This window comes from Novosphingobium sp. BL-S-32, assembly GCF_056857055.1.
Genome location: NZ_CM166476.1, coordinates 2,317,605 through 2,337,722, shown reverse-complemented (window position 1 = coordinate 2,337,722; position 20,118 = coordinate 2,317,605). Strand labels below are relative to the sequence as shown.

The window sequence follows — 20,118 nt, the reverse complement described above, 5'->3', positions numbered from 1 at the left end:
GGGGATGCTTGGCACGCCCCGCCGGCACAGGCAAGGCGCGCCGCATTAACGTTCTGTCCGACCGGCGATTTTCCCCCGGACGGATAAGGCTCGGGCTATTCCGCCGTTGCCCCTGCCATCATCCTCTGGGACGGGCCTGGCGATAGGTACCCAGCGGCCGCACGTACTTGCAGTGGAACGCCAGTTCCTTCAGCGCCGAATCGACGCGCGGATCGCCCGGGGCGCCTTCGATATCGGCGTAGAACGTCGTCGCCGCGAAGCTCGCGCCGATCTGGTAGCTTTCCAGCTTCGTCATGTTGACGCCGTTGGTCGCAAACCCGCCCAGCGCCTTGTAGAGCGCGGCGGCAATGTTCTTCACCTCGAAGATGAACGTGGTCATCGCCTTCTCGCCCTGAAGCGCGAAAGGATCGAGCGGTTCACGGGCCAGAACGACGAAGCGCGTGGTGTTGTCCGCCGCGTCCTCGACGTTCTCCTCGATGATCTTGAGATCGTAGAGTTCGGCCGCCAGTTTCGGCGCGATGGCGCTGGCGGCAGGATCGCCCTGTTCGCGCACGAAGGCTGCCGCGCCGGCAGTATCGGCGTAAGACATCGGCACGATGCCGCGCTCGCGCAGGTAGCGGCGCGACTGGCCAAGGCCCTGCGGATGGCTGTAGGCCACCGAGAACGGCCCGTCGCCCAGCGCCATCAGCGCATGCTCGATCGACATGAAATGCTCGCCGACGATCGACAGGCCGCTTTCGGGCAGCAGGAAGTGAATATCGGCCACGCGCCCGTGCTGCGAGTTCTCGATCGGAATGATCGCGCGCTCCGCCTGGCCTTCCTTCACCGCATCCAGCGCGTCCTCGAACGAAAAGCACGGCAGCGGCAGGCAGCCGGAATCGTATTCGAGCGCGGCCCGGTGCGAATTGCATCCGGGCGCCCCCTGAAGCGCCATCGCCCGGGCGGGATCGACAGCGGCAGCCTCCACCATCCGTGAAACGAGGTCGAATGCGGGTTTGGGATAGGAATTCATAGTGCTGGCGCGATTAGTCGGCATTGGCCTCAACCGCAATGGCTCTTGCGCTAACTTGCGGGCAACATTAGAGCCTCCAAGCTAAGAGGATCATCATAACAATACCCGGGGCAATCAGGACATGGACGATCGTTTCAACACAATTGTCGGTTGGACGCTGTTCGCCGGCATCGTCGGTCTGGGTCTTGCCAGCGTCAGCTCGCATTACTTTCGCGCGGACAAGCCGCATCGTCCCGAGACCATGGGTTATGCCATCGAAGGCGTCGAAGAGACTACCGAAGGTGCTGCGGAAGTTCCGATCGAGACGCTGCTGGCCAAGGCCGATCCCGCCAAGGGTCAGGCAACTTTCGCCAAGTGCCAGTCCTGCCACACGATCACCCCGGGCGGCGCCAACGGCATCGGCCCCAACCTCCACGGCGTTGTCGGTGAAGACATCGGCAAGGGTGTGGGCGGCTTTGCCTTCTCCGACGCGCTCACGGGCGTGGGCGGCAAGTGGGACTTCGACAAGCTGAACCAGTGGCTCAAGAGCCCGAAAGCCTTCGCTCCCGGCACCAAGATGACTTTCGCGGGCCTCCCCAAGGGTGAAGACCGCGCCAATGTCATCGCCTATCTGAATTCGCAGGGTTCGAACCTGCCGCTTCCGACTGCGGCGCCTGCGGCAGCTGCAGCCGACGCCAAGGCTCCGGCAGATGCCAAGGCTCCGGCAGGGGCTGCTCCCGCCGCAAAGGCGAGCGCGGCGCCCGCCAAGTAAGCATTTTCGCTTTACCCAATCCGGCTTCGGTCGGCAGAAAACGGCCCGCAGGCGTCACCGAGTCGCGCTGCGGGCCGTTTTCGTTTCTGCTCAGATTTGGGTGACGGGAAGGCTCTGCACAAAGCCGTCCAACTGCGTGCGGCCCCAGGACCAGTCGCCCAGCCCGCTCGCACCGTTGATGTGGCCGAGCGCACCGGCTTCGATCAGCGGGCACTCCCACTGCCGCGAACGCAGGCGCGCATGACCTATCGGGCCATAGGGATCGTCTGTGCTGGCGACGATCAACGCCGGAAATCGCAGAGGCGATGTCGGTGGTTCGGCGAACCCGCGCGCCTCGGCCGGGAAAGCGCTGCCGTCGGGATCCGGGACCGCCACCAGCAGGGCTCCGCGCACCGGCAGCGCCGAACGCGCGCTCCAATGCGCAACCAGCAGGCAGGCCAGACTGTGCGCGATCAGGACCGGCGGCTCCTCTGCCGCCGCCACGGCGCGGTCGAGCGCGGCGATCCAGTCGTTCAGTTCGGGCTCGTCCCAGCTCGATGGCGCGAACCGTCGAATGGCCGGATCGCTCTGTTCCCACAATGTCTGCCAGTGCGCCGAACCGGAGCCGCCGATGCCCGGCAGCACGACATAAGTGCTCATGCTTCTTCGCGTCCCTTGAAACCCTTCGCGATCACGTACCACTCGGAGGAACCCTTGCGGCTTGCGGGCGGCTTGGCGTGCTTCACGCTGGCGAAGCGCCGCTTGAGGATGCCGAGCAGTTCGGTGTCGGTCCCGCCCGCGAAGACCTTGGCGACGAACGTGCCGCCGGGCGCGAGATACTGGATCGCGAAATCCGCCGCCGTTTCGACAAGGCCCATGGTCCGCAAGTGGTCGGTCTGCTTGTGGCCCACCGTATTGGCGGCCATGTCGGACAGCACGAGGTCGGGCGGCCCGTCCAGAGCGCCTTCCAGCGCGGCGGGGGCCTCGTCCGACATGAAGTCCATCTCGAAGATCGTCACGCCCTCGATGGGGTCGGTGGGCAGCAGGTCGATGCCGACGATCTTGGTCTTCGGGCTCTTGAGGCGCAGCACCTGGCTCCAGCCGCCCGGCGCAATGCCAAGGTCGACCGCGCGGTTGACGCCCTTGAACAGGTCGAACTTTTCGTCCAGCTCGATCAGCTTGTAGGCCGCGCGGCTGCGATAGCCGTCGGCCTTGGCCTGCTTCACGTAAGGGTCGTTGATCTGGCGCGTGAGCCAGCGCGCAGAGCTGGTCGTGCGTTTCTTGCCTGTGCGAAGCCGCTCGTTGGGGTCGCGTCCGGAACGGCTCATGGCCGGCTCTCCAATGGTTGTACGTCGGCTGCGGCGATCAGGCTGCGGCCGGTAGAGTGCGAGGCGATCAGGCTCCGCAGAATGCCCTCACGAATGCCGCGATCGGCGACACCCAGACGGGCTGCGGGCCAGAGGTCGAGAATCGCCTCCAGAATGGCGCAGCCCGCGACCACAAGGTCTGCGCGCTCACGCCCGATGCAGTTGAGTTCGCGCCGCTCCGCGAGGGACATCGACGAGAGACGCGTGCTGATATCGCGCATCGATTCGGCAGGCACGATCAGCCCGTCGACCATACGGCGATCGTACTGCGGCAGTTCGAGGTGCAGGCTGGCCAGCGTCGTCACGGTGCCGCTGGTGCCCAGCAGGCGCAGCGGGCCGGTCTGCGCGGCGCTTTCCCGCGCGGGCGAAACCCGCTTGGCGAAAGCCGCGAAACTGTCCGCGACAAGGCCGTGCATGTGGCTGTAGCGGGCCAGCCGCTCTTCGAGCGTCGTGCCTTCCGGCCCGCAGCTCTCAGTGAGCGAGACGACGCCCCAGGGCACCGACTGCCAGTCGAGGATGCGCGGCACGGTACCCGTGCTCTCGATCAGCACGAGTTCGGTGGAGCCACCGCCGATATCGAAGATCATCGCCGGGCCAAGCCCCGCTTCCAGCAGGACGTGGCAGCCAAGCACCGCCAGCCGCGCTTCTTCCCGCGCGCTGATGATATCGAGCGCGATGCCGGTTTCCTTGCGCACGCGCTCGATGAACTCCGGCCCGTTGACGGCGCGGCGGCAGGCCTCGGTCGCCACCGAGCGGGCGAGGTAGACGTTGCGCCGCATCAGCTTGTCCGCACAGACGCGCAGCGCCGCCAGCGTGCGCTCCATCGCCTCGTCGGACAGGCGGCCGGACTGGGCCAGCCCTTCGCCCAGACGCACGACGCGGCTGAAGGCGTCGATCACCGTGAAGTTCTCGCCCGAAGGCCGGGCGATCAGCAGGCGGCAGTTGTTGGTGCCAAGGTCAATCGCCGCATAGGACTGCCGCCCGCCCGGACGCGGCATGGTCGGAGGCCCGGCAGTGACGCGCGCCTCAGACCTGCGCGCTTCAGCAGCAGGAACCTCGAAATGCGATTCGGGGATCTGTACTTCCGGAGTGCGTGCCTCTGCCGGACGCGATTTCGCCCGCGCCGAATTGCGCCGCACCGCCTTGCGCGACTTGCCGGTTTTCCGGGCCGTACGTGGCTGGTCACGGCGAGGCGGCGCCGCCGATCCGTTAGATGATTCTTCGCGCGGCGCTCCGCCTGCCGCGACGGCGCCGCCATCCTTGGCCTGCACCTTCGCTTTGGCCGTGCCTGGACCGGACGGGCGCGATTTGCCCCTCCTTGCCTTGCGCCGCCTTCCTGGGCGGCCCGACACGTCGACTCTTGCTGCCGGCGGATCGTGCTCCGCCATGATTTCAAATCTCGTTCAATAAATCTGCCGCCATGCGTGGCGGATACCTGCCCTGATGCTAACGCCCCCACGACAAAGGAGCAAGGGCAGTAAAAAAGGGTGTTGACCCGAATCACGACCGCTACTAGAGGGGCGCCTCCCGATGCCCCGTCGTCTAATGGTAAGACTACGGATTCTGATTCCGTCTATCGAGGTTCGAATCCTCGCGGGGCATCCAATTCTCCATACATTGCTGGAATAGCAGGGCATTGTGCCCTCACGCGCGAAGGCGCGGACCGCGCTGGCTGCCGGCATTTGCACGCCTTGCGCCCGCCACGGGGCGATATGGGGGCTTTCTTTCGACCCGAATAGAAATGCTGCGGCGGACGAACGCCGTTACCGTACGGCGCGTGCGCAAAGGGCCTGCGCGGCCCTATTCATCACCGAATCGGCAATGCCCTTGAAAGTGGCTCCGCGCTTCCTTGCATGCCGTCGCCGAAACGCGGTCCGGCACAAGAAACGCCGGCGCGATTGGCTCCCCGGTTTGGCGATGCCATCCTCTGCCGCCGCCACGCAGAGGCACAAGAACCATGCACCAGCCCGATCCCGCACCGCGCATTCCGCCCTTGGAGCCCGAACGCTTCACCGAGGAAACCGACCAGTTCTTTAACCGCTGGACCGGCGGCTTCTTCAAGAATGCGGATCGCAACCCGGTGCTGATGACCTTTGCGCACCATCCGCAGCTTGGCGACCTGTTCTCGCAATTCAACGTCCACTTGCTCTCCACCAGCACCCTGCCGGTCAAGGAGCGCCAGATTGCGATCATGCGCACGGCGTGGCTGTGCAAGGCGCGCTACATGTGGTCGAGCCATCTCAACACCAGCATGCTCTGCGGCCTCTCACCCGAGATGTTCCGGCCGCTGCAAGTGGGCGCCGATGATCCCTATTTCACGGAATTCGAACGCGCGGTGATCCGCGCCACCGAGGATCTGGTGGAACGCCACGAAGTTTCGCCCGAAAACTGGACGGCCCTGCGCGAAGAGTGGGACGAGCGGCAGATGCTCGACTTCCTCTTCACCGTGGGCGCCTATGTGGCGCTGGCCGGCGTCATGCGCTCCACTGGCGTGCAGCGCGACGACAACCTGCGGGCGCTCGCCGCCGAATATGGCGCGCCCAGTTAGCCCGCGAAATTGGCCTCGGTATGGCGCGGTACCCAGAGCAGGCCGACAAGGCTGAGCACAGCCGCCACGGAGATATAGAGCCCGACGAACAGCACGCCGCCCTTGTCCACCAGCCCCTGCGCGATGGCCGGCGCGAAGCCGCCGCCCAGGATCCCGCCGACATTGAAGGCGATCGACGAGCCGGTATAGCGCACCCGCGCGTCGAACAACTGCGGCAGCAGCGAGGCCAGCGGTCCGTAGACGAAGCCCATCGTGAACAGGCCGAGCGACAGGAAGGCCGCGATGGCGGTAAGCGATCCCGCCGCGAACATCGGCCCCATCAGCAGGCCGACGACGATGGAGCCCGCGCTGCCGGCAATCAGCACCCCGCGCGAGGACCAGCGATCCGCAGCATAGCCGGCCAGCACGATGCCCACCGCCATGAACAGGATCGCGAAAAGCTGCACGCCAAGGAAGGCCTGCCGCCCATAGCCGAGCGTCTTGGTGCCGTAGCCCAATGCGAAGGCGGTGGTCAGGTAATAGATCGCGAAGCAGGCGACGACGGCGAAGGTACCCGCCAGCGTCTGGCGCATGTGGGTCCGGAACAGCTCTACGATGGGGATCGACTTCGGTCGCTCGCCGTGCATCGCCGCGAACGACGGCGTCTCGGCAAGACGGAAGCGGATCCACAGGCCAAGGCCGACCAGCACCGAACTGAGCAGGAAGGGAATGCGCCAACCCCAGCGCACGAAATCGCCTTCGGACAGGGTCATGCTCAGCACCAGGAACAGCCCGTTGGCGGCGATGAAGCCGACCGGGGCGCCCAACTGCGGGAACATGCCGAAGCGCGCGCGCCAGCCCGGCGGTGCGTTCTCCACCGCCAGCAGCGCCGCGCCGCCCCATTCGCCGCCAAGGCCAAGGCCCTGTGCAAAGCGCATCAAGCAGAGCAGGAAAGGCGCGACCCATCCGGCACTCTCGTAGGTCGGCAACAGACCGATGGCGACGGTGGCACTGCCCATCAGCAGCAGCGAAGCGACCAGTGTGGACTTGCGGCCGATCCGGTCTCCGAAGTGGCCGAACAGCGTCGCGCCCACTGGGCGGGCGACGAAGGCCACGCCGAAGCTGGCATAGGCCGCGAATTGCTGGGCCGATGCGGAATCGGATGGGAAGAACAGCGGCCCGAACACCAGTGCGGCGGCCGTGGCGTAGACGTAGAAGTCGTAGAACTCGACCGCCGTGCCGACGAGGCTGGCGGTGAGGATGCGGGCATTGCGGCGATATTCGTTCACTGGCCCGCCCTCCGGCCCAAACACCGGCCTGCGCGCGTTTCACGATATGCCGTCACTGCCTGCCCTTTTCGAAAATTGCGAATCGGCGTGGACTTACGGCAATCCGCGCGTGAGTACACTGCCCCCGCGCGCATTTTTCGGGGAGCGCGGCCGGTCTGCGCTCCCGGTCGGCAAGGACCTCAGCCCGCGCCGAGGAACCGGGCGATGCGTGCTTCTGCCGGGCGCCAGTCCAGCCCGCGTTCGGCCAGCCAGCTGTCATCATAATAGGTGCAGCCATAGCGCGCGCCGCCGTCGCAGAGCAGCGTGACGATGCTTCCCTGCTCCCCGGCGGCATGCATCTCCTCGGCAATCGCGGCGCAGGCCCAGAGATTGGTGCCGGTCGACCCGCCGACGCGCCGCCCCAGCCGGGCCGAGAGCGCGCGCATGGCGCCGATGCTCTCCGCGTCCGGAACCGCGATCATGCGATCGACCACGCCCGGCGCGAAGCTCGGCTCCACGCGCGGGCGGCCGATGCCCTCGATCAGCGCCGCGCAGCCTTCGGGCAGCGTGGCCTCGGCCCGGTCGGCGAAGTGGCGGTGGAAGACCGAATGCTCGGGATCGGCCACGCAAAGCCGCGTGGCATGGCGGCGATAGCGCAGGAACCTGCCGATCGTGGCCGAAGTGCCGCCGGTGCCCGCACCGCAGACGACCCAGGTGGGCTCCGGATGCTCTTCCTCCGCCATCTGGTGGAAGATGCTCTCCGCGATGTTGTTGTTGCCGCGCCAGTCGGTCGCCCGCTCGGCATAAGTGAACTGGTCGAGGTAATGCCCGCCGGTCCGCCGCGCGAGATCGTGGGCCACTGCATAGACCGTGCGCGGATCGTCCACCGCATGGATCTCGCCACCGTGGAAGCGGATCTCGTCCAGCTTGGGCTGCGCCGTGGTGGCCGGCACCACGGCGATGAAGCGCAAGCCCAGCATGCGCGCGAAATAGGCCTCGCTCACCGCCGTCGAGCCGGAACTGGCCTCGATCACGCAAGTATCCGGCCCTATCCACTCGTTGCACAGCGCATAGAGGAACAGCGAGCGCGCCAGCCGGTGCTTCAGGCTGCCGGTGGGGTGCGAGCTTTCATCCTTGAGATAGAGCGTGATGCCCGGAAAGCGCGGCAGGTCCAGCCGGATAAGATGCGTATCGGCGGACCGGTTGTAGTCCGCCTCGATACGCCGCACCGCCTCGCGCAGCCAGAGGCGCCGGTCGCTCGCACCGATGGCGTTCATCCCAGCAGGCCGCGCCGTTCCAGCAAGGCGGTGACTTCGGCGTCGCGCCCCCGGAAGGCGCGGTAGCTCTCGGCCGCCGGGCGCGTGGCGCCGCGTGCCAGCACTTCGTCGCGGAAGGCATCGCCCGTGGCGCGGTCCACCACGCCCGCTTCGACGAACTTGCGGAAGCCGTCGGCGGCGAGCACTTCGGCCCAGAGATAGCTGTAATAGCCAGAGGCATAGCCGCCCGAGAAGACGTGGGTGAAGGCATGCGGGAAACGGTGCCATTCGGGCGGATGGACCACGCCCACTTCCTCGCGCACAGCCCCGATCACTTCCATCGGATCGCTGCCCATGGTGCCGAGGTGGAGCAGGAGGTCGAACAGGCCGAATTCAATCTGGCGCAGCACGAACAGGCCGGACTGGAAGCGGCGCGCAGCCAGCATCTTCTCGAAGAGATCGACGGGAAGCGGCTCGCCGGTGCGGTAATGGCCGGACATGCCGGTCAGCACTTCACGGTCCCAGGCGAAGTCTTCCATCAGCTGGCTCGGCAGCTCGATCGCGTCCCACTCGAAGCCGCTGGTGCCTGCCACGTTCGGCCGGTTCACGCGGGTGAACAGGTGGTGGAGGCAGTGCCCGGTCTCATGCAACAGCGTCTCCACCTCGCTGTGCGCGAGCAGCGAGGGCGTATCGCCGCCCTTCGGCGCGAAATTGCAGGTGAGGTAGGCAACCGGTACGCGGCCCGCATTGCTGGCCGACGCACCGGCAGAGAGACGCGGGCGGGCCTGCGCCATCCACGCGCCGCCTTGCTTGCCCGCCCTCGCATGAAGATCGAGGTAGACACCGGCAATCACCGTGCCGTCATCGTCGGCAACGTCGTAGTAGCGTGCATCGGCATGCCAGAGCGCCACGTCCGTCCGCTCCACCAAGGTGATGCCGAAGAGGCGGCCGAGCAGCACCTGCCAGCCGGCCAGCACGCGCTCGACCGGGAAGTAGGCGCGCACCGCCTGCTCGTCGACCGCGAAGCGCGACAGGCGCATGCGGTTGGCAACGTGGGTCAGGTCCCACGGCTGGAGATCGTCGATGCCGAGTTCCCGCGCCGCGAAAGCGCGCGCATCGGCCAGATCGCGCTCGGCGCCGGGGCGGGCACGCGATGCCAGATCGCGCAGGAAGTGCAGCACTTCCCCCGCATTGGGCGCCATCTTGGTGGCGAGCGACCATTCGACCGGATCGGCAAAGCCCAGCAGGCCCGCAGCCTCACGCCGCAGTTCGAGGATGCGGGCGATGCGCTGGGTATTGTCGAACTTTCCGGCATCGGGGCCCTGATCCGAGGCGCGGGTGCCGAACGCGGCATATACGCGCTCGCGCAGGCCCCGGTTCTCGGCAAAGGTCAGCACGGCATTGACGCTCGGCCACTGAAGCGTGACCACCCAGCCCCCGTCCAGCCCCTTGGCCTCGGCGTTCGCGGCGAACATCGCCATGGCCGCTTCGGGGATGCCCGCAAGCACTTCGGCATCGGTGACATGTTCGGACCAGGCGTCGGTGGCGTCGAGCACGGCGGCGGAGAACTCCGTCGACAGCCCGGCCAGCTCGACCGATATCTCGGCAAAGCGCGCGCGCGGCGCGGCATCGAGCGCCACGCCCGAAAGGCGGAAGCTGCGCAGCATATGCTCGACCGCGGCGCGGTCCGCCGCCGAGCGCTTCGCGAATTCGGGAGCCGCCTCCAGCGCGGCGATCACTTCGTAGAGGTCATGATCCTGGAACACCGCCGTCATGGTCTCGACGATGCGCTGCTGCCCGGCGGCATGCGCCTCGCGCAGTTCGGGCGTATTGGCCACCGACTTGAGGTGCGAAACCGCCGACCACAGCGCCTCGATGGCGACATCGGCCTGTTCGAGCGGCAGCCAGGCCGCGTCGAAGTCCTTCGGCTTTTCGGCGATGATCCGGTCCACGACCGCGCGCATATCGGCCAGCGCAAGGTCGAGCGCCTCGCCGATCGCGTCGGGGGTGAGCGCCGCGTAGTTGGGCAGCGGCAGGGGATCGAGCAGGTTGCGGGTCATCGGCGGGGTCCGGATGCTGGGGGATGTGTTACCAGCACTAGCCGCTGGCGCGCCGGGGTTAAAGCCCTGCGGAATACCCTTAGCCGGGCGGAAAGGCCCGCTAAGGGAAGCGCGCCTATCTTTCCTGCTAAGACAGCCGGTTAGCCTGTTCAGGATGGTGCACATGGATAGACACGATATCGCCCCCGTCATCCGGGCCACTCCGGATCACCGCGATACGCGCGAGCCGGTCGAGATGATGGCGAAGTTCCGGAGCGCTTTCGTGAGATGCACCGTCGTGCTCAAAGACCTCTCCCGCTTCGGCGCCCGGATCGAGGGCATCGATGCGCTGGAGATCGACGAGGCCATCAACCTCAGCCTGCCCGGATGCCACCCGGCGATGGCCTTTGTCGCATGGAGCGCCCCGCACGGGACCGGGCTGGAATTCGCGGAGCCGCTGGACGCGCGGGTCTATGCGGACCTTGTCGCGCGGCACGGACTCGGCCGCCAGCATGATCCGCTGATCGCGCCTCCTCGGCCCATCAACTGACGGCCGGTTCCAGCAGACGCATCGTCCCGGCATCGGCGTCGATCTCCACCGGCAAGCCAACCGGCACGCTCGCCTGCGCGGCGATATGGCCGATCTGCAAGCCTTGGAAAGCAGGCACTTTCAGGCCGCCGAACTGGCGGTCCAGCACTTCGTAGATGGTGAAGTTCGAAAAGCCGCCGTCCGGATTGGTGCAATTGGTGCACTGGCCGAAGACCACACCCGCCACTTTGTCGAACACGCCCGCCAGCGCGAGCTGGGTGAGCATGCGGTCGATCCGGTATTCGGATTCGTTGGTGTCTTCCAGGAACAGCACGGCGCCAGTGAAATCGGGCAGGTAAGGCGTGCCGACCAGCCCCGAAAGCACGCTGAGATTGCCGCCGAGCAGCCGCCCACGCGCGGTGCCGCCGTGAAACGTGCGCAAGTCCTTGCCGCGCCCGGACAAGTTCGCGCCCGCCCCTTCGGGCACTTGCCAGGTCGGCGTCGCCGCTTCGAACGCGAGCGCGTGGAAATTCGCCCATGCGGCGGGCGGCCACGATGCACTGGCATTGGGCCCGTGAATGCTGGCCACGCCGGTGCGAGCCGCGAATGCGAGGTGGAGCGCAGTATTGTCGCTGAAGCCGACGAACAGCTTCGGGCTCCTCGCGATCTTCGCATAGTCGAGCAGCGGCAGGATCCGCGCGCAGCCCCAGCCGCCGCGCACGGCCATCACGCCGCGCACGTCCGGGTCGGCGAACATGGCCATGAGATCGTCGGCCCGCGTGCGGTCAGAGCCGGCCAGATAGCCCTCCCGCTCCAGCATGTGCGGCGCGGGCTTGGGCACCAGACCCATCGCGCGGACCGTCGTCATGACTTCATCCAGCCCGAAACGATCGCCGATGAACCCGGCGGGCGCCACCAGCCCGAGCGTGTCGCCCTCGCGCAGGCGCGGCGGCTTCACCAGCCGGGGCGCAGCGGGGGCCGAAAGCACCGGAAAGACCGGCAGGGCCGCCGCTACCGCCGCAATGCCGATACCGGCAAGCGCCCCACGGCGGGTAAGGATCGAATTCGCCATGGATTCGAGATTAGGCGAGCGCATCTCTTGCGTGCAACCACAAGCGTCCTAGATATTTGTGCTTTCTCACGCCGCGTCCTGCGGCCATGGTACCCCGATGAACGATACTGAAGACGCCAAAGTCACCAAGCGCCGGTTCTACAAGGCCGAGCAGGAAGCCTCTTTCGCCGATGCGCAGGAAGGCACGCTGCAAACGCAGAACCCCTCCTACCGCCTTGCCTTCCAGGACACCGAATTCCTCCTGCGCGACGAACTGCGCCCGGTGCGTTTCCAGCTTGAACTGCTCAAGCCCGAGATGCTGCTGGAAGAGGCCAACATCGGCTCCACGCTGGTGATGTACGGCTCCGCCCGCATCCCCTCGCCCGAACAATGCGAAGCCGTGCTCGCCCGCGCCACCACCGACGAGGAAAAGGTGGTTGCCGACCGCCTTGTCGCCAAGGCCAAGTATTACGAGGAAGCGCGCAAGCTTGCCCGCATCGCCAGCAAGTGTGCGGTCGTCGAAAAGGGCATGCGCCAGTTCGTGGTCTGCTCGGGCGGCGGCCCTTCGATCATGGAAGCGGCCAATCGCGGTGCCTATGAAGTGGGCGCGGAGACGCTGGCGCTCAACATCGTGCTGCCGCACGAGCAGGCGCCCAATCCCTATGTGACGCCGCGCCTCTCGTTCCAGTTCCACTACTTCGCGCTGCGCAAGATGCACTTCCTGTTGCGCGCCCGCGCGGTGGCGGTGTTCCCGGGCGGCTTTGGCACGTTCGACGAGTTCTTCGAGCTTCTGACGCTGGTGCAGACCGGCAAGATGAAGCCGATGCCGATCCTGCTCTACGGCCGCGAATTCTGGGAACGCGTCATCAATTTCGAGGCGCTGGCCGAGGAAGGCGTGATCAACAAGGCCGATCTCAAGCTGTTCCACTGGTGCGAAACCGCCGAGGAAGGCTGGGACGTCGTGCGCCAGTTCTACGATCTCGAATGCGGCTGAGGTAAGGCGAGATGGCGCAGCTTCGCACCGAAAGGCTGCTGCTGCGCCCCGCGCTGCCGACCGACGCCGAGGCGCTCCACGCCATCTTCGTGCAGCCGGAGGCGATGGCCTACTGGTCGCGGCCCCCGCACAAGGACATGGCCGAAACGCGCGAATGGCTGGACGGCATGATCGCTATTCCGGATGGCGCGGGCGAAGACTTCATCGTCACGCTGGATGACCGCGTGATCGGCAAGGCCGGGCTTTGGCGATTTCCGGAGATCGGCTTCATCTTCGATCCCGCATTCTGGGGCCGGGGATTGGCCCGCGAGGCGCTGGAAGCCGTGATCGCCCGTGCTTTCGCGGTGCACCGGCTGCCGCAAGTTCACGCGGATGTGGACCCGCGCAATGACCGCTGCCTTGCCCTACTGTCACGGCTGGGTTTTCGCGAAACGGGACGCGTCGCGCGCACCTGGCAAGTCGGCGGCGTCTGGTGTGACAGCGTCTACTTGCGACTCGACGCTGCCGATTGGTCTCAGCGCACGGCCTGATGGCCCAGTGGACCATGCCCGGCGCCGAAGCCGGGCGCGGCCAGCAGCGCGGCACGCACGAACTGGCGGGCCTGTTCCACGGCCGAAACCAGACTCTCGCCCCGGCCCATGAATGTCGCGATAGCGCTGGAGAAGGTGCAGCCGGTGCCGTGGGTGTGCCGCGTCTCGATACGCGGCGCGTTCCACGACAGCGGCGCCTCCCCCGGCAGGACCAGCCGGTCCTCGACCACCGGGCCCTCGGCATCGCCGCCCTTGGCGATATAGGCGACTCCGCGCGCCGCCAGCCCCGCATCGCCGCCCAGCGCGGCCAGTTCGGGCACATTGGGCGTCGTGAGCGTGGCCAGCGCCATCAACCGCTCGAAGGCGGCGATCGTCGCGGCGTCCGCCAGCACCGAGCCGCTGGTGGCGATCATGACGGGATCGAAAATCACTGGCACGTCCAGCGCTTCCAGCCGCTCGGCGACAATATGGGCGATCTCCGGACTGCCAAGCATGCCGATTTTCACGGCGTCGACGCCGATGTCGCTGACGCAGGCATCGATCTGCGCTGCGACCATCTCCGGTGCGAGCGCCACGACGTCCGTGACGCCGCAGGTGTTCTGCGCAGTGATTGCGGTGATCGCGGTCATGGCATAGCCGCCGAGCACGGTGATGGTCTTGATATCGGCCTGAACTCCCGCGCCGCCCGAGGAATCGGAACCGGCGATGGAGAGGATGCGGGGCGGTGTGGTCATGGGTTGGGCTGATGACAGCAGCGGCGGGCTTCGACAAGCGCCGTGCTGTTTTGGATTCGCGCAAAGGCGCAAAGGCGCAAAGAGGTCATCCTGCGCCGCAGGCTCCCTTTCTCATTTCCACCGAGGCTATGAATGAATGGAAGCGCGGCTTCGCCGCAGGCACGACCTCTTCGCGCCTTTGCGCCTTTGCGCGAATCCATTCCTTCCTGAAGCGCCACTTCGGCAGCATGGGCACCATTTTCGGGTTCACGCGGAGGCGCGGAGATGCGGAGGAGTTTTGGTTGCGCCGCAGGCTCTCCATTCCATCGGCGGCAACAACCGCGAACGAAGGAATGGAGGGCCTACGGCACGGCAAACTTTCTCCGCGTCTCCGCGCCTCCGCGTGAATCCTTTATCCCTTGAAGTGACGTTCCTTCGACGGCGGCGCGGAATCGAAGTGCTGCTTCGCCCGCGTCGGCCGGTCGACCAGTTCGCCGCCGCAATTGGGGCAGATGTCGTCCAGCGCTTCGGCGCATTCGACGCAGTACGTGCATTCGAAGCTGCAAATGAAAGCGCCGGGTGCCTCGGCAGGCAGATCGGCACCGCAGCGTTCGCAATCGGGGCGCATTTCAAGCATTCAAAATCTCCCGCTCACCCTGAGCCTGTCGAAGCGTCAGGCAGCAGCCTCTTCCACGGCAGCGCAGATCGAGGCAACGGCCGCCTCGACCTCGCCGGCATTGTCACCTTCGGCCATCACGCGAATGACAGGCTCAGTGCCGGAGGCGCGGATCACGAGGCGGCCCTTGCCGTTCAAGGCGGCCTCGGCCTCCGCAATCACGGCCTTCACACGGTCCGCTTCAAGCGGCTTGCCGCCCGCGAAGCGGACATTGCGCAGCAGTTGCGGCACCGGATCGAACAGGTGCAGCACCTCGCTCGCCGGCTTGCCCGACTGGACCAGCGCGGCCAGCACCTGAAGCGCCGCCACGGTACCATCGCCGGTGGTAGCATGGTCGAGCAGGATCATGTGGCCCGACTGCTCGCCGCCGACATTGAAGCCGCCCGCGCGCATGCGTTCCAGCACATGGCGGTCTCCCACCTTGGTGCGCTCCAGCGTCAGGCCCTGTCTGTTCAGATAGCGTTCGAGGCCGAGGTTCGACATCACCGTCGCCACCACGCCGCCGCCACGCAGAGCGCCACGCGCGGCAAGCTGGGTGCCGATCAGCGCCATGATCTGGTCACCGTCGACGGTCTTGCCCTTCTCGTCGACCACGATCAGACGGTCGGCATCGCCATCGAGCGCAATGCCGATGTCCGCACCCGAGGACACCACGGTTTCCTGCAAGGCTTCGACATGGGTGGAGCCGCACTTGGCGTTGATGTTCTTGCCGTTGGGCGTAACGCCGATCGACACGACTTCGGCGCCTAGTTCCCAGAAGGCGGAAGGCGCCACCTGATAGGCCGCGCCATTGGCGCAATCGACCGCGATCTTCAGCCCGTCGAGACGCACGGCCTCGGGCAGCGAGCGCTTCACGGCGTGGATATAGCGGCCCCGAGCGTCATCGATGCGGCGGGCCCGGCCGATTTCCTCGGAAGGCGCGAGCGGGATTTCCTGCGCCAGCATGGCCTCGATCGCCAGCTCATCCTCGTCGGAGAGCTTGAAGCCGTCGGGGCCGAACAGCTTGATGCCGTTGTCCTCGTAAGGGTTGTGGCTGGCGGAGATCATCACGCCCACGTCGGCGCGCAACTCGCGGGTCAGCAGGGCGACGGCCGGAGTCGGCATCGGGCCGAGCAGGACAACGTCCATGCCGACGCTGGTGAAGCCCGCGACCATCGCGTTTTCCAGCATGTAGCCGGACAAGCGCGTGTCCTTGCCGATCACCACACGGTGCCGGTGGCTGCCGCGCAGGAAGCGGGTGCCGGCCGCCTGGCCGACTTTCATGGCGATGGCGGCGGTCATAGCGCCCTGATTGGTGCGGCCGCGAATGCCGTCTGTGCCGAAGAACTGTCTGCTCATGACCTGCCCTCTTGGAGACCATTTCGTGAATGGCCGATGACGCGCGCTCTTACCCAAGCCTTCGGCAAATTGCCATGCGCCACTGCGCTCAGTATGGAGAAGAAGACCAAGGTCGCAATTCCCCAGGAGCCCGATGAATACCCCCAGCCCGATGGCCATCGAAAGTAGTGCCTCCCGCATTCCCGAAATCCGGGTTCCCGGCACGCTGACCCTGATCGGCCTCGTCGTGGGGCTGTTGCTGGGGCTTGTTCTTGCCGGCAGCCCGAAGGCGGTGCCGGTGCTGCAAGTGGTCGGGCCGATCGGTTCGCTCTGGCTTCAGGGCTTGCAGATGACGATCCTGCCGCTGGTCGCCGGCCTGCTGTTCACCGGCATTGTCGAGACCATTGCCGTCGCGCAGGCCGGGGCCATGGCGCGGCGCACGCTGGGCACCATTGTCGGCTTCCTTGCCTTCAGCGCCGTGCTGGGCGCGGTCGCCATGCCGTTGCTGCTGAAATTCTTCCCGATTCCCGCCGGCGTCCAGTTCGCCCATGCCGACGATCCGGGCAAAGTGCCGGGCATCGCCGACTTCCTCTCCTCGCTGATGCCGGAGAACGTGATCTCCGCCGCCGCGGCCGACGCCATGCTGCCGGTGATCGTGTTCGTCGCGCTCTTCGCCATTGCCTCGACGCGTCTTGCCGACGAGCCGCGCCGCCTGCTCGCCGTGCTGTTCGAGGGCGTGGCGGGCGCGATGATGGTGGTGATCGGCTGGGTGCTCACGCTCGCCCCCATCGGCGTGTTCGCACTGGGCTTCGGCCTTGGCGTCCGCAGCGGCGGCGCGGCACTGGGCGCGCTGGCGCACTATATCGTGCTGGTCACGGCGGTCGGCACCGTCGTGATGATCGCGGGCTATGTGATTGCCGTTTTCGGCGGACGCCGCCCCCTGCCCGCCTTTGCCGCCGCGATCCTGCCGGCACAGATCGTCGCCATCTCCACCCAGTCCTCGATCGCAACGCTTCCGGCGATGCTGGCCTCCAGCCGCAAGCTTGGCGTTTCGGGCACGACTGCCGAGTTCGTCCTGCCGCTGGCCGTCACCCTGTTCCGTGCGACAGGCCCGGCGATGAACATGGCAGTCGCGGTCTATGCCGCGAAGCTGGCCGGGATCGAGCTGACCACCGGCGCGCTAATCGCGGGCACATTGGTGGCTTTCGCGACGACGTTCGGCGCGGTTTCGCTACCGGGTACGATCAGCTTCGTTTCCTCGATCGGCCCCATTGCGGCCGCCATGGGTGTGCCGCTCTGGCCGCTGGGCGTGCTGGTGGCGGTGGAAGTCCTGCCTGACCTCATGCGCACGGTGGGCAATGTGACGATGGACGTAGCGCTGACCGCCTCGGTCGACGGCGGCACCCGGGCCGAGGCCGGAAGCGTGCCCGAAACGCTCCACTGAAGGAACGAGTGCCGCGCGGCAAACACTTGCCGCAAGTCCGCTATTCCGGTCGGAGATGTTGGAGATTTGAAGAGATTGTGTTCGTCGGCGCCGTCATTCCGGCGTCTTGCGAGTAGGATAGAACACGCTCCATGAAGTACGAAATCTCTCCGCTTTGTAAACGACGTACCTCATTCATTCCAGACGACTTGCGCTACTTCGGAACGCATTTCATCTGTGAGCCAATGAAAGAATCTTGGGAACTTCCGCGCGTTACGCCTTATGGCCTCAGCTATAAGCCTGCGGATTTTGTCGCGTGGATGCTGTGCGCACCGGTAATTTCACAAAAAGCGAAAGATGCTCTGGAGCACATTTGCCGCAATCTTGTAGAATTTCTCCCCTTTCATTCTATTAAAGGCAGAAATTATTACGCTATTAATGTTCTCAATACAGATCCGGACATGCCCATCCATAAACCGTCCCCCAATACCGTTCCACTAGTAGACGAACGCTTCGGAGCGATCGTTCGTGATTACGAACTTTCGGGGGTTGCGCTGTCCGATCCGAGCAACTGTATCGGACGCAGGATTGTGCGCGATGAAAGCCTGCACGATTTTCCTGGCCTAGTCGGCTAACTCGGACGCCATCCTTGGCCCAGTCGTATAATGAAGGAATGCGGCGGAGCTAGGCAGACAACCCGCCCTCAAGCCTCCAGCTCGATGTCCCAATAGAGCCAGTCCCGCCACGTCTCGTGCAGGTAGTTGGGCGGGAACGCCCGGCCGCGTTCGAGGAGTTGCCAGCTTGTCGGCCGGATCGGCGCCACCAGCGGCGGCATATGCGCCTGCTTGGGGGTGCGCCCGCCCTTCTTGAGATTGCAGGGCGCGCAGGCGGTGAGGATGTTTTCCCAGCTCGTGCGCCCACCCAGCCGGCGCGGCACCACATGGTCGAATGTGAGCTGGTGGGGAGAGCCGCAGTATTGGCAGCTGAACCTGTCACGCAGGAACAGGTTGAAACGGGTAAAGGCGGGAAACTCGGAAGGCTTCACATATTGGCGAAGCGCGATCACCGAGGGGATCTGCATCGACCAGCTCGGGCTGTGGACCACCCGGTCGTAGCTGGAGATGATGTCCACCCTTTCCAGCACGATCGCCTTGATCGCGGTCTGCCAGGGCCAGAGGCTGAGAGGGTAGTAGGAAAGCGGCGTGTAGTCCGCATTGAGCACTAGAGCAGGGCAGTCTGAAAGACTTCGGGAGGGATCATCCTCCGCGCTGCGGAACCGGGCCGCGCGCTCTATCAGCTCCGACTTGAGCATGGCCTCCTGTCGCAGGCCCTGATTGCGGTTTCATGGCAATGCATGTGTTTCTTTGCAGCATTTACGCGAGTCGGCGTCAAGCCGAGACCGGGGTGGCCCCATACAACAATCCACAGCTTGCGCACAACCATTCCACAACCTGTCCGTCTAATGCACACAGGCCACGCACATCTTCTCCCGAAGTTATGCACAAAGTTACGGGGCCTTGCGGCAAGCGGTCCAACAGGTAGGAGCAGAGGGAGATGATCCGCACCCGCTTTGCCCCCAGCCCCAACGGCCCACTTCACCTCGGCCACGCCTATGCGGCGGTTGTGGCGCACGATCTGGCGCGTGCGCGGGGCGGCGAATTCCTGCTGCGGATCGAGGATATCGACGGCGAACGCAGCCGCCCGGAATTCACCGAGGAATTCTTCCGCGATCTCGAATGGCTTGGCCTTGGCTGGGACGGGGAGGCAGGCTTCCAGTCCCACCGGCTGGAGACCTATGCCGAAGCGGGAGAGCGTCTGAAAGCCATGGGCCTGCTCTACCCCTGCCGCTGCACGCGCGCCGAGATCGCCGCCGCTGCCACCGCGATGGGGCCCGACGGCCCGGTCTATCCCGGCACTTGCCGTCAGCGCCTTGGCACGTCCGACCGCGTCGATCCCGAAGGCGCGGCCTGGCGGCTTGACGTCACCCGCGCGCTGGACCTGACCGGCGCGCTCACCTGGACCGACGAACTGGCCGGTCCGCAGGCCGCCACGCCGGAGGTGTTCGGAGACGTGGTGCTGCTCCGCAAGGACTTGCCCGCCAGCTACCACCTTGCCGCCACGCTCGACGATGCGGCGGACGGCATCACGCTCGTCACGCGCGGCATGGACCTGTTTCCGGCCAGCCACGTCCACCGCCTGCTGCAAGCCCTGCTCGGCCTGCCGGTGCCGATCTGGCACCATCACCCGCTGCTGTTGGAGCCGGACGGACGCAAGCTCGCCAAGCGGCGCGGGTCGTCCTCGCTCGGCGACCGGCGGCGCGCGGGCGAGGACGGCAAGGCTATCGCCGAGGCGCTTCGCGAGCACCGCTTACCGGCTGGCATTTCGCTTTCCTCGGGCGTAGACCATAGGCCATGACCTATATTCTCGTCCCCATCATCGTCCTGCTGGTGATCATGGTCGTCGTCAGCCTCGTGCGCGGCATCGCCGCTTTCATGCAGAGCACGAAGGAAGACCTGAACCGCGATCCGGGCGCCACGGGGCCGACTGCCAACCAGCTTCTCCAGAACAAGATGATGTTCAACCGCATCAAGTATCAGGCCGCCGCCGTGGTGGTCTGCGCCATCCTGATCGCGATGGCGCGCTAGGCTTTTGCCGCCAAAATCCGCCCACGGCGGATTTTCAAAGG

General features: G+C 65.9%; 22 protein-coding genes and 1 tRNA gene. 11 read left to right on the top strand and 12 right to left on the bottom strand.

Going from position 1 to position 20,118, the window contains the following annotated elements:
- Nucleotides 1-118: 118 nt before the first annotated feature.
- Nucleotides 119-1,012: a prephenate dehydratase gene (locus tag AC1VVK_RS10930; RefSeq protein WP_132388579.1), complete on the bottom strand. Its 894-nt coding sequence runs from the start codon at nt 1,010-1,012 to the stop codon at nt 119-121.
- A gap of 121 nt (nt 1,013-1,133) precedes the next feature.
- On the opposite strand from AC1VVK_RS10930, the gene AC1VVK_RS10925 reads away from it, so the two are divergent.
- Nucleotides 1,134-1,763 carry a c-type cytochrome gene (locus AC1VVK_RS10925; RefSeq protein ID WP_482902994.1) on the top strand — a complete coding sequence of 210 codons (630 nt, stop codon included), beginning with the start codon at nt 1,134-1,136 and terminating at the stop codon, nt 1,761-1,763.
- Between the two features lie 90 nt (nt 1,764-1,853).
- On the opposite strand, the gene AC1VVK_RS10920 is transcribed toward AC1VVK_RS10925, so the two are convergent.
- Genes AC1VVK_RS10920 through AC1VVK_RS10910 form a run of 3 tightly spaced genes read right to left on the bottom strand, consistent with a single transcriptional unit; the run spans nt 1,854 to nt 4,497 of the window.
- Nucleotides 1,854-2,402 carry an RBBP9/YdeN family alpha/beta hydrolase gene (locus AC1VVK_RS10920; protein ID WP_482902993.1) on the bottom strand — a complete coding sequence of 183 codons (549 nt, stop codon included), beginning with the start codon at nt 2,400-2,402 and terminating at the stop codon, nt 1,854-1,856.
- Nucleotides 2,399-3,070, bottom strand: coding sequence for an RlmE family RNA methyltransferase (locus AC1VVK_RS10915; RefSeq protein WP_132388029.1), 672 nt, complete (start codon nt 3,068-3,070; stop codon nt 2,399-2,401). The genes AC1VVK_RS10920 and AC1VVK_RS10915 overlap by 4 nt, the downstream gene beginning before the upstream one ends.
- On the bottom strand, nt 3,067-4,497 hold the full coding sequence (locus AC1VVK_RS10910; protein WP_482902992.1) for a Ppx/GppA phosphatase family protein: 1,431 nt from the start codon (nt 4,495-4,497) through the stop codon (nt 3,067-3,069). The genes AC1VVK_RS10915 and AC1VVK_RS10910 overlap by 4 nt, the downstream gene beginning before the upstream one ends.
- Nucleotides 4,498-4,640: 143 nt before the next feature.
- Here AC1VVK_RS10910 and AC1VVK_RS10905 point away from each other — a divergent pair.
- Both AC1VVK_RS10905 and AC1VVK_RS10900 read left to right on the top strand, forming a co-directional pair.
- Nucleotides 4,641-4,714: transfer RNA gene (locus AC1VVK_RS10905), tRNA-Gln, on the top strand.
- Nucleotides 4,715-5,066: 352 nt separating this feature from the next.
- A complete protein-coding gene (locus tag AC1VVK_RS10900) occupies nt 5,067-5,657 on the top strand; it encodes a carboxymuconolactone decarboxylase family protein (RefSeq protein ID WP_482902991.1) in 591 nt (196 codons plus the stop codon).
- On the opposite strand, the gene AC1VVK_RS10895 is transcribed toward AC1VVK_RS10900, so the two are convergent.
- The 3 genes from AC1VVK_RS10895 to AC1VVK_RS10885 form a co-directional block, all read right to left on the bottom strand.
- Nucleotides 5,654-6,925: an MFS transporter gene (locus AC1VVK_RS10895; protein WP_482902990.1), complete on the bottom strand. Its 1,272-nt coding sequence runs from the start codon at nt 6,923-6,925 to the stop codon at nt 5,654-5,656. The two genes, AC1VVK_RS10900 and AC1VVK_RS10895, sit on opposite strands and share 4 nt — an antisense overlap.
- Before the next feature lie 179 nt (nt 6,926-7,104).
- Nucleotides 7,105-8,181, bottom strand: a complete 1,077-nt coding sequence (locus AC1VVK_RS10890) for a PLP-dependent cysteine synthase family protein (protein ID WP_482902989.1) — start codon at nt 8,179-8,181, stop codon at nt 7,105-7,107.
- Complete coding sequence (locus AC1VVK_RS10885) at nt 8,178-10,220, bottom strand: M3 family metallopeptidase (protein ID WP_482902988.1); 2,043 nt, start codon at nt 10,218-10,220, stop codon at nt 8,178-8,180. Before AC1VVK_RS10885 ends, AC1VVK_RS10890 begins: the two co-directional genes overlap by 4 nt.
- Nucleotides 10,221-10,383: 163 nt before the next feature.
- Between AC1VVK_RS10885 and AC1VVK_RS10880 the strand changes: the two genes are divergently transcribed.
- Nucleotides 10,384-10,749, top strand: coding sequence for a hypothetical protein (locus tag AC1VVK_RS10880; RefSeq protein WP_482902987.1), 366 nt, complete (start codon nt 10,384-10,386; stop codon nt 10,747-10,749).
- Here AC1VVK_RS10880 and AC1VVK_RS10875 read toward each other — a convergent pair.
- Nucleotides 10,742-11,800 (bottom strand): S66 peptidase family protein, encoded by a 1,059-nt coding sequence (locus AC1VVK_RS10875; RefSeq protein WP_482902986.1) that lies wholly within the window; start codon nt 11,798-11,800, stop codon nt 10,742-10,744. The two genes, AC1VVK_RS10880 and AC1VVK_RS10875, sit on opposite strands and share 8 nt — an antisense overlap.
- A 97-nt stretch (nt 11,801-11,897) precedes the next feature.
- On the opposite strand from AC1VVK_RS10875, the gene AC1VVK_RS10870 reads away from it, so the two are divergent.
- Together AC1VVK_RS10870 and AC1VVK_RS10865 are read left to right on the top strand one after the other, a co-directional pair.
- On the top strand, nt 11,898-12,773 hold the full coding sequence (locus AC1VVK_RS10870; protein ID WP_132388013.1) for an LOG family protein: 876 nt from the start codon (nt 11,898-11,900) through the stop codon (nt 12,771-12,773).
- An 11-nt stretch (nt 12,774-12,784) separates the two neighbouring features.
- Nucleotides 12,785-13,303, top strand: a complete 519-nt coding sequence (locus tag AC1VVK_RS10865; protein WP_482902985.1) for a GNAT family N-acetyltransferase — start codon at nt 12,785-12,787, stop codon at nt 13,301-13,303.
- On the opposite strand, the gene thiD is transcribed toward AC1VVK_RS10865, so the two are convergent.
- Entirely contained in the window at nt 13,288-14,037 is a 750-nt protein-coding gene (gene thiD / locus AC1VVK_RS10860; protein WP_482902984.1) for a bifunctional hydroxymethylpyrimidine kinase/phosphomethylpyrimidine kinase, read from the bottom strand. The two genes, AC1VVK_RS10865 and thiD, sit on opposite strands and share 16 nt — an antisense overlap.
- Before the next feature lie 11 nt (nt 14,038-14,048).
- Between thiD and AC1VVK_RS10855 the strand changes: the two genes are divergently transcribed.
- Complete coding sequence (locus AC1VVK_RS10855; RefSeq protein ID WP_482902983.1) at nt 14,049-14,423, top strand: hypothetical protein; 375 nt, start codon at nt 14,049-14,051, stop codon at nt 14,421-14,423.
- A 5-nt stretch (nt 14,424-14,428) separates the two neighbouring features.
- Here the strand turns inward: AC1VVK_RS10855 and AC1VVK_RS10850 are convergent, their stop codons facing one another.
- Both AC1VVK_RS10850 and glmM read right to left on the bottom strand, forming a co-directional pair.
- Nucleotides 14,429-14,653 carry a DUF1272 domain-containing protein gene (locus tag AC1VVK_RS10850; protein WP_482902982.1) on the bottom strand — a complete coding sequence of 75 codons (225 nt, stop codon included), beginning with the start codon at nt 14,651-14,653 and terminating at the stop codon, nt 14,429-14,431.
- 36 nt (nt 14,654-14,689) lie between these two features.
- Nucleotides 14,690-16,030 (bottom strand): phosphoglucosamine mutase, encoded by a 1,341-nt coding sequence (gene glmM / locus AC1VVK_RS10845; protein WP_482902981.1) that lies wholly within the window; start codon nt 16,028-16,030, stop codon nt 14,690-14,692.
- Between the two features lie 133 nt (nt 16,031-16,163).
- On the opposite strand from glmM, the gene AC1VVK_RS10840 reads away from it, so the two are divergent.
- Nucleotides 16,164-17,453 (top strand): dicarboxylate/amino acid:cation symporter, encoded by a 1,290-nt coding sequence (locus tag AC1VVK_RS10840; RefSeq protein ID WP_482902980.1) that lies wholly within the window; start codon nt 16,164-16,166, stop codon nt 17,451-17,453.
- A 131-nt stretch (nt 17,454-17,584) separates the two neighbouring features.
- Nucleotides 17,585-18,067, top strand: a complete 483-nt coding sequence (locus AC1VVK_RS10835) for a hypothetical protein (RefSeq protein WP_482902979.1) — start codon at nt 17,585-17,587, stop codon at nt 18,065-18,067.
- 68 nt (nt 18,068-18,135) lie between these two features.
- Here the strand turns inward: AC1VVK_RS10835 and AC1VVK_RS10830 are convergent, their stop codons facing one another.
- A complete protein-coding gene (locus AC1VVK_RS10830; RefSeq protein WP_132387999.1) occupies nt 18,136-18,744 on the bottom strand; it encodes an HNH endonuclease in 609 nt (202 codons plus the stop codon).
- 242 nt (nt 18,745-18,986) lie between these two features.
- On the opposite strand from AC1VVK_RS10830, the gene gluQRS reads away from it, so the two are divergent.
- Together gluQRS and AC1VVK_RS10820 are read left to right on the top strand one after the other, a co-directional pair.
- On the top strand, nt 18,987-19,847 hold the full coding sequence (gluQRS, locus tag AC1VVK_RS10825) for a tRNA glutamyl-Q(34) synthetase GluQRS (RefSeq protein WP_482902978.1): 861 nt from the start codon (nt 18,987-18,989) through the stop codon (nt 19,845-19,847).
- Nucleotides 19,844-20,077, top strand: coding sequence for an HIG1 domain-containing protein (locus AC1VVK_RS10820; protein WP_132387995.1), 234 nt, complete (start codon nt 19,844-19,846; stop codon nt 20,075-20,077). Before gluQRS ends, AC1VVK_RS10820 begins: the two co-directional genes overlap by 4 nt.
- Nucleotides 20,078-20,118: the final 41 nt, after the last annotated feature.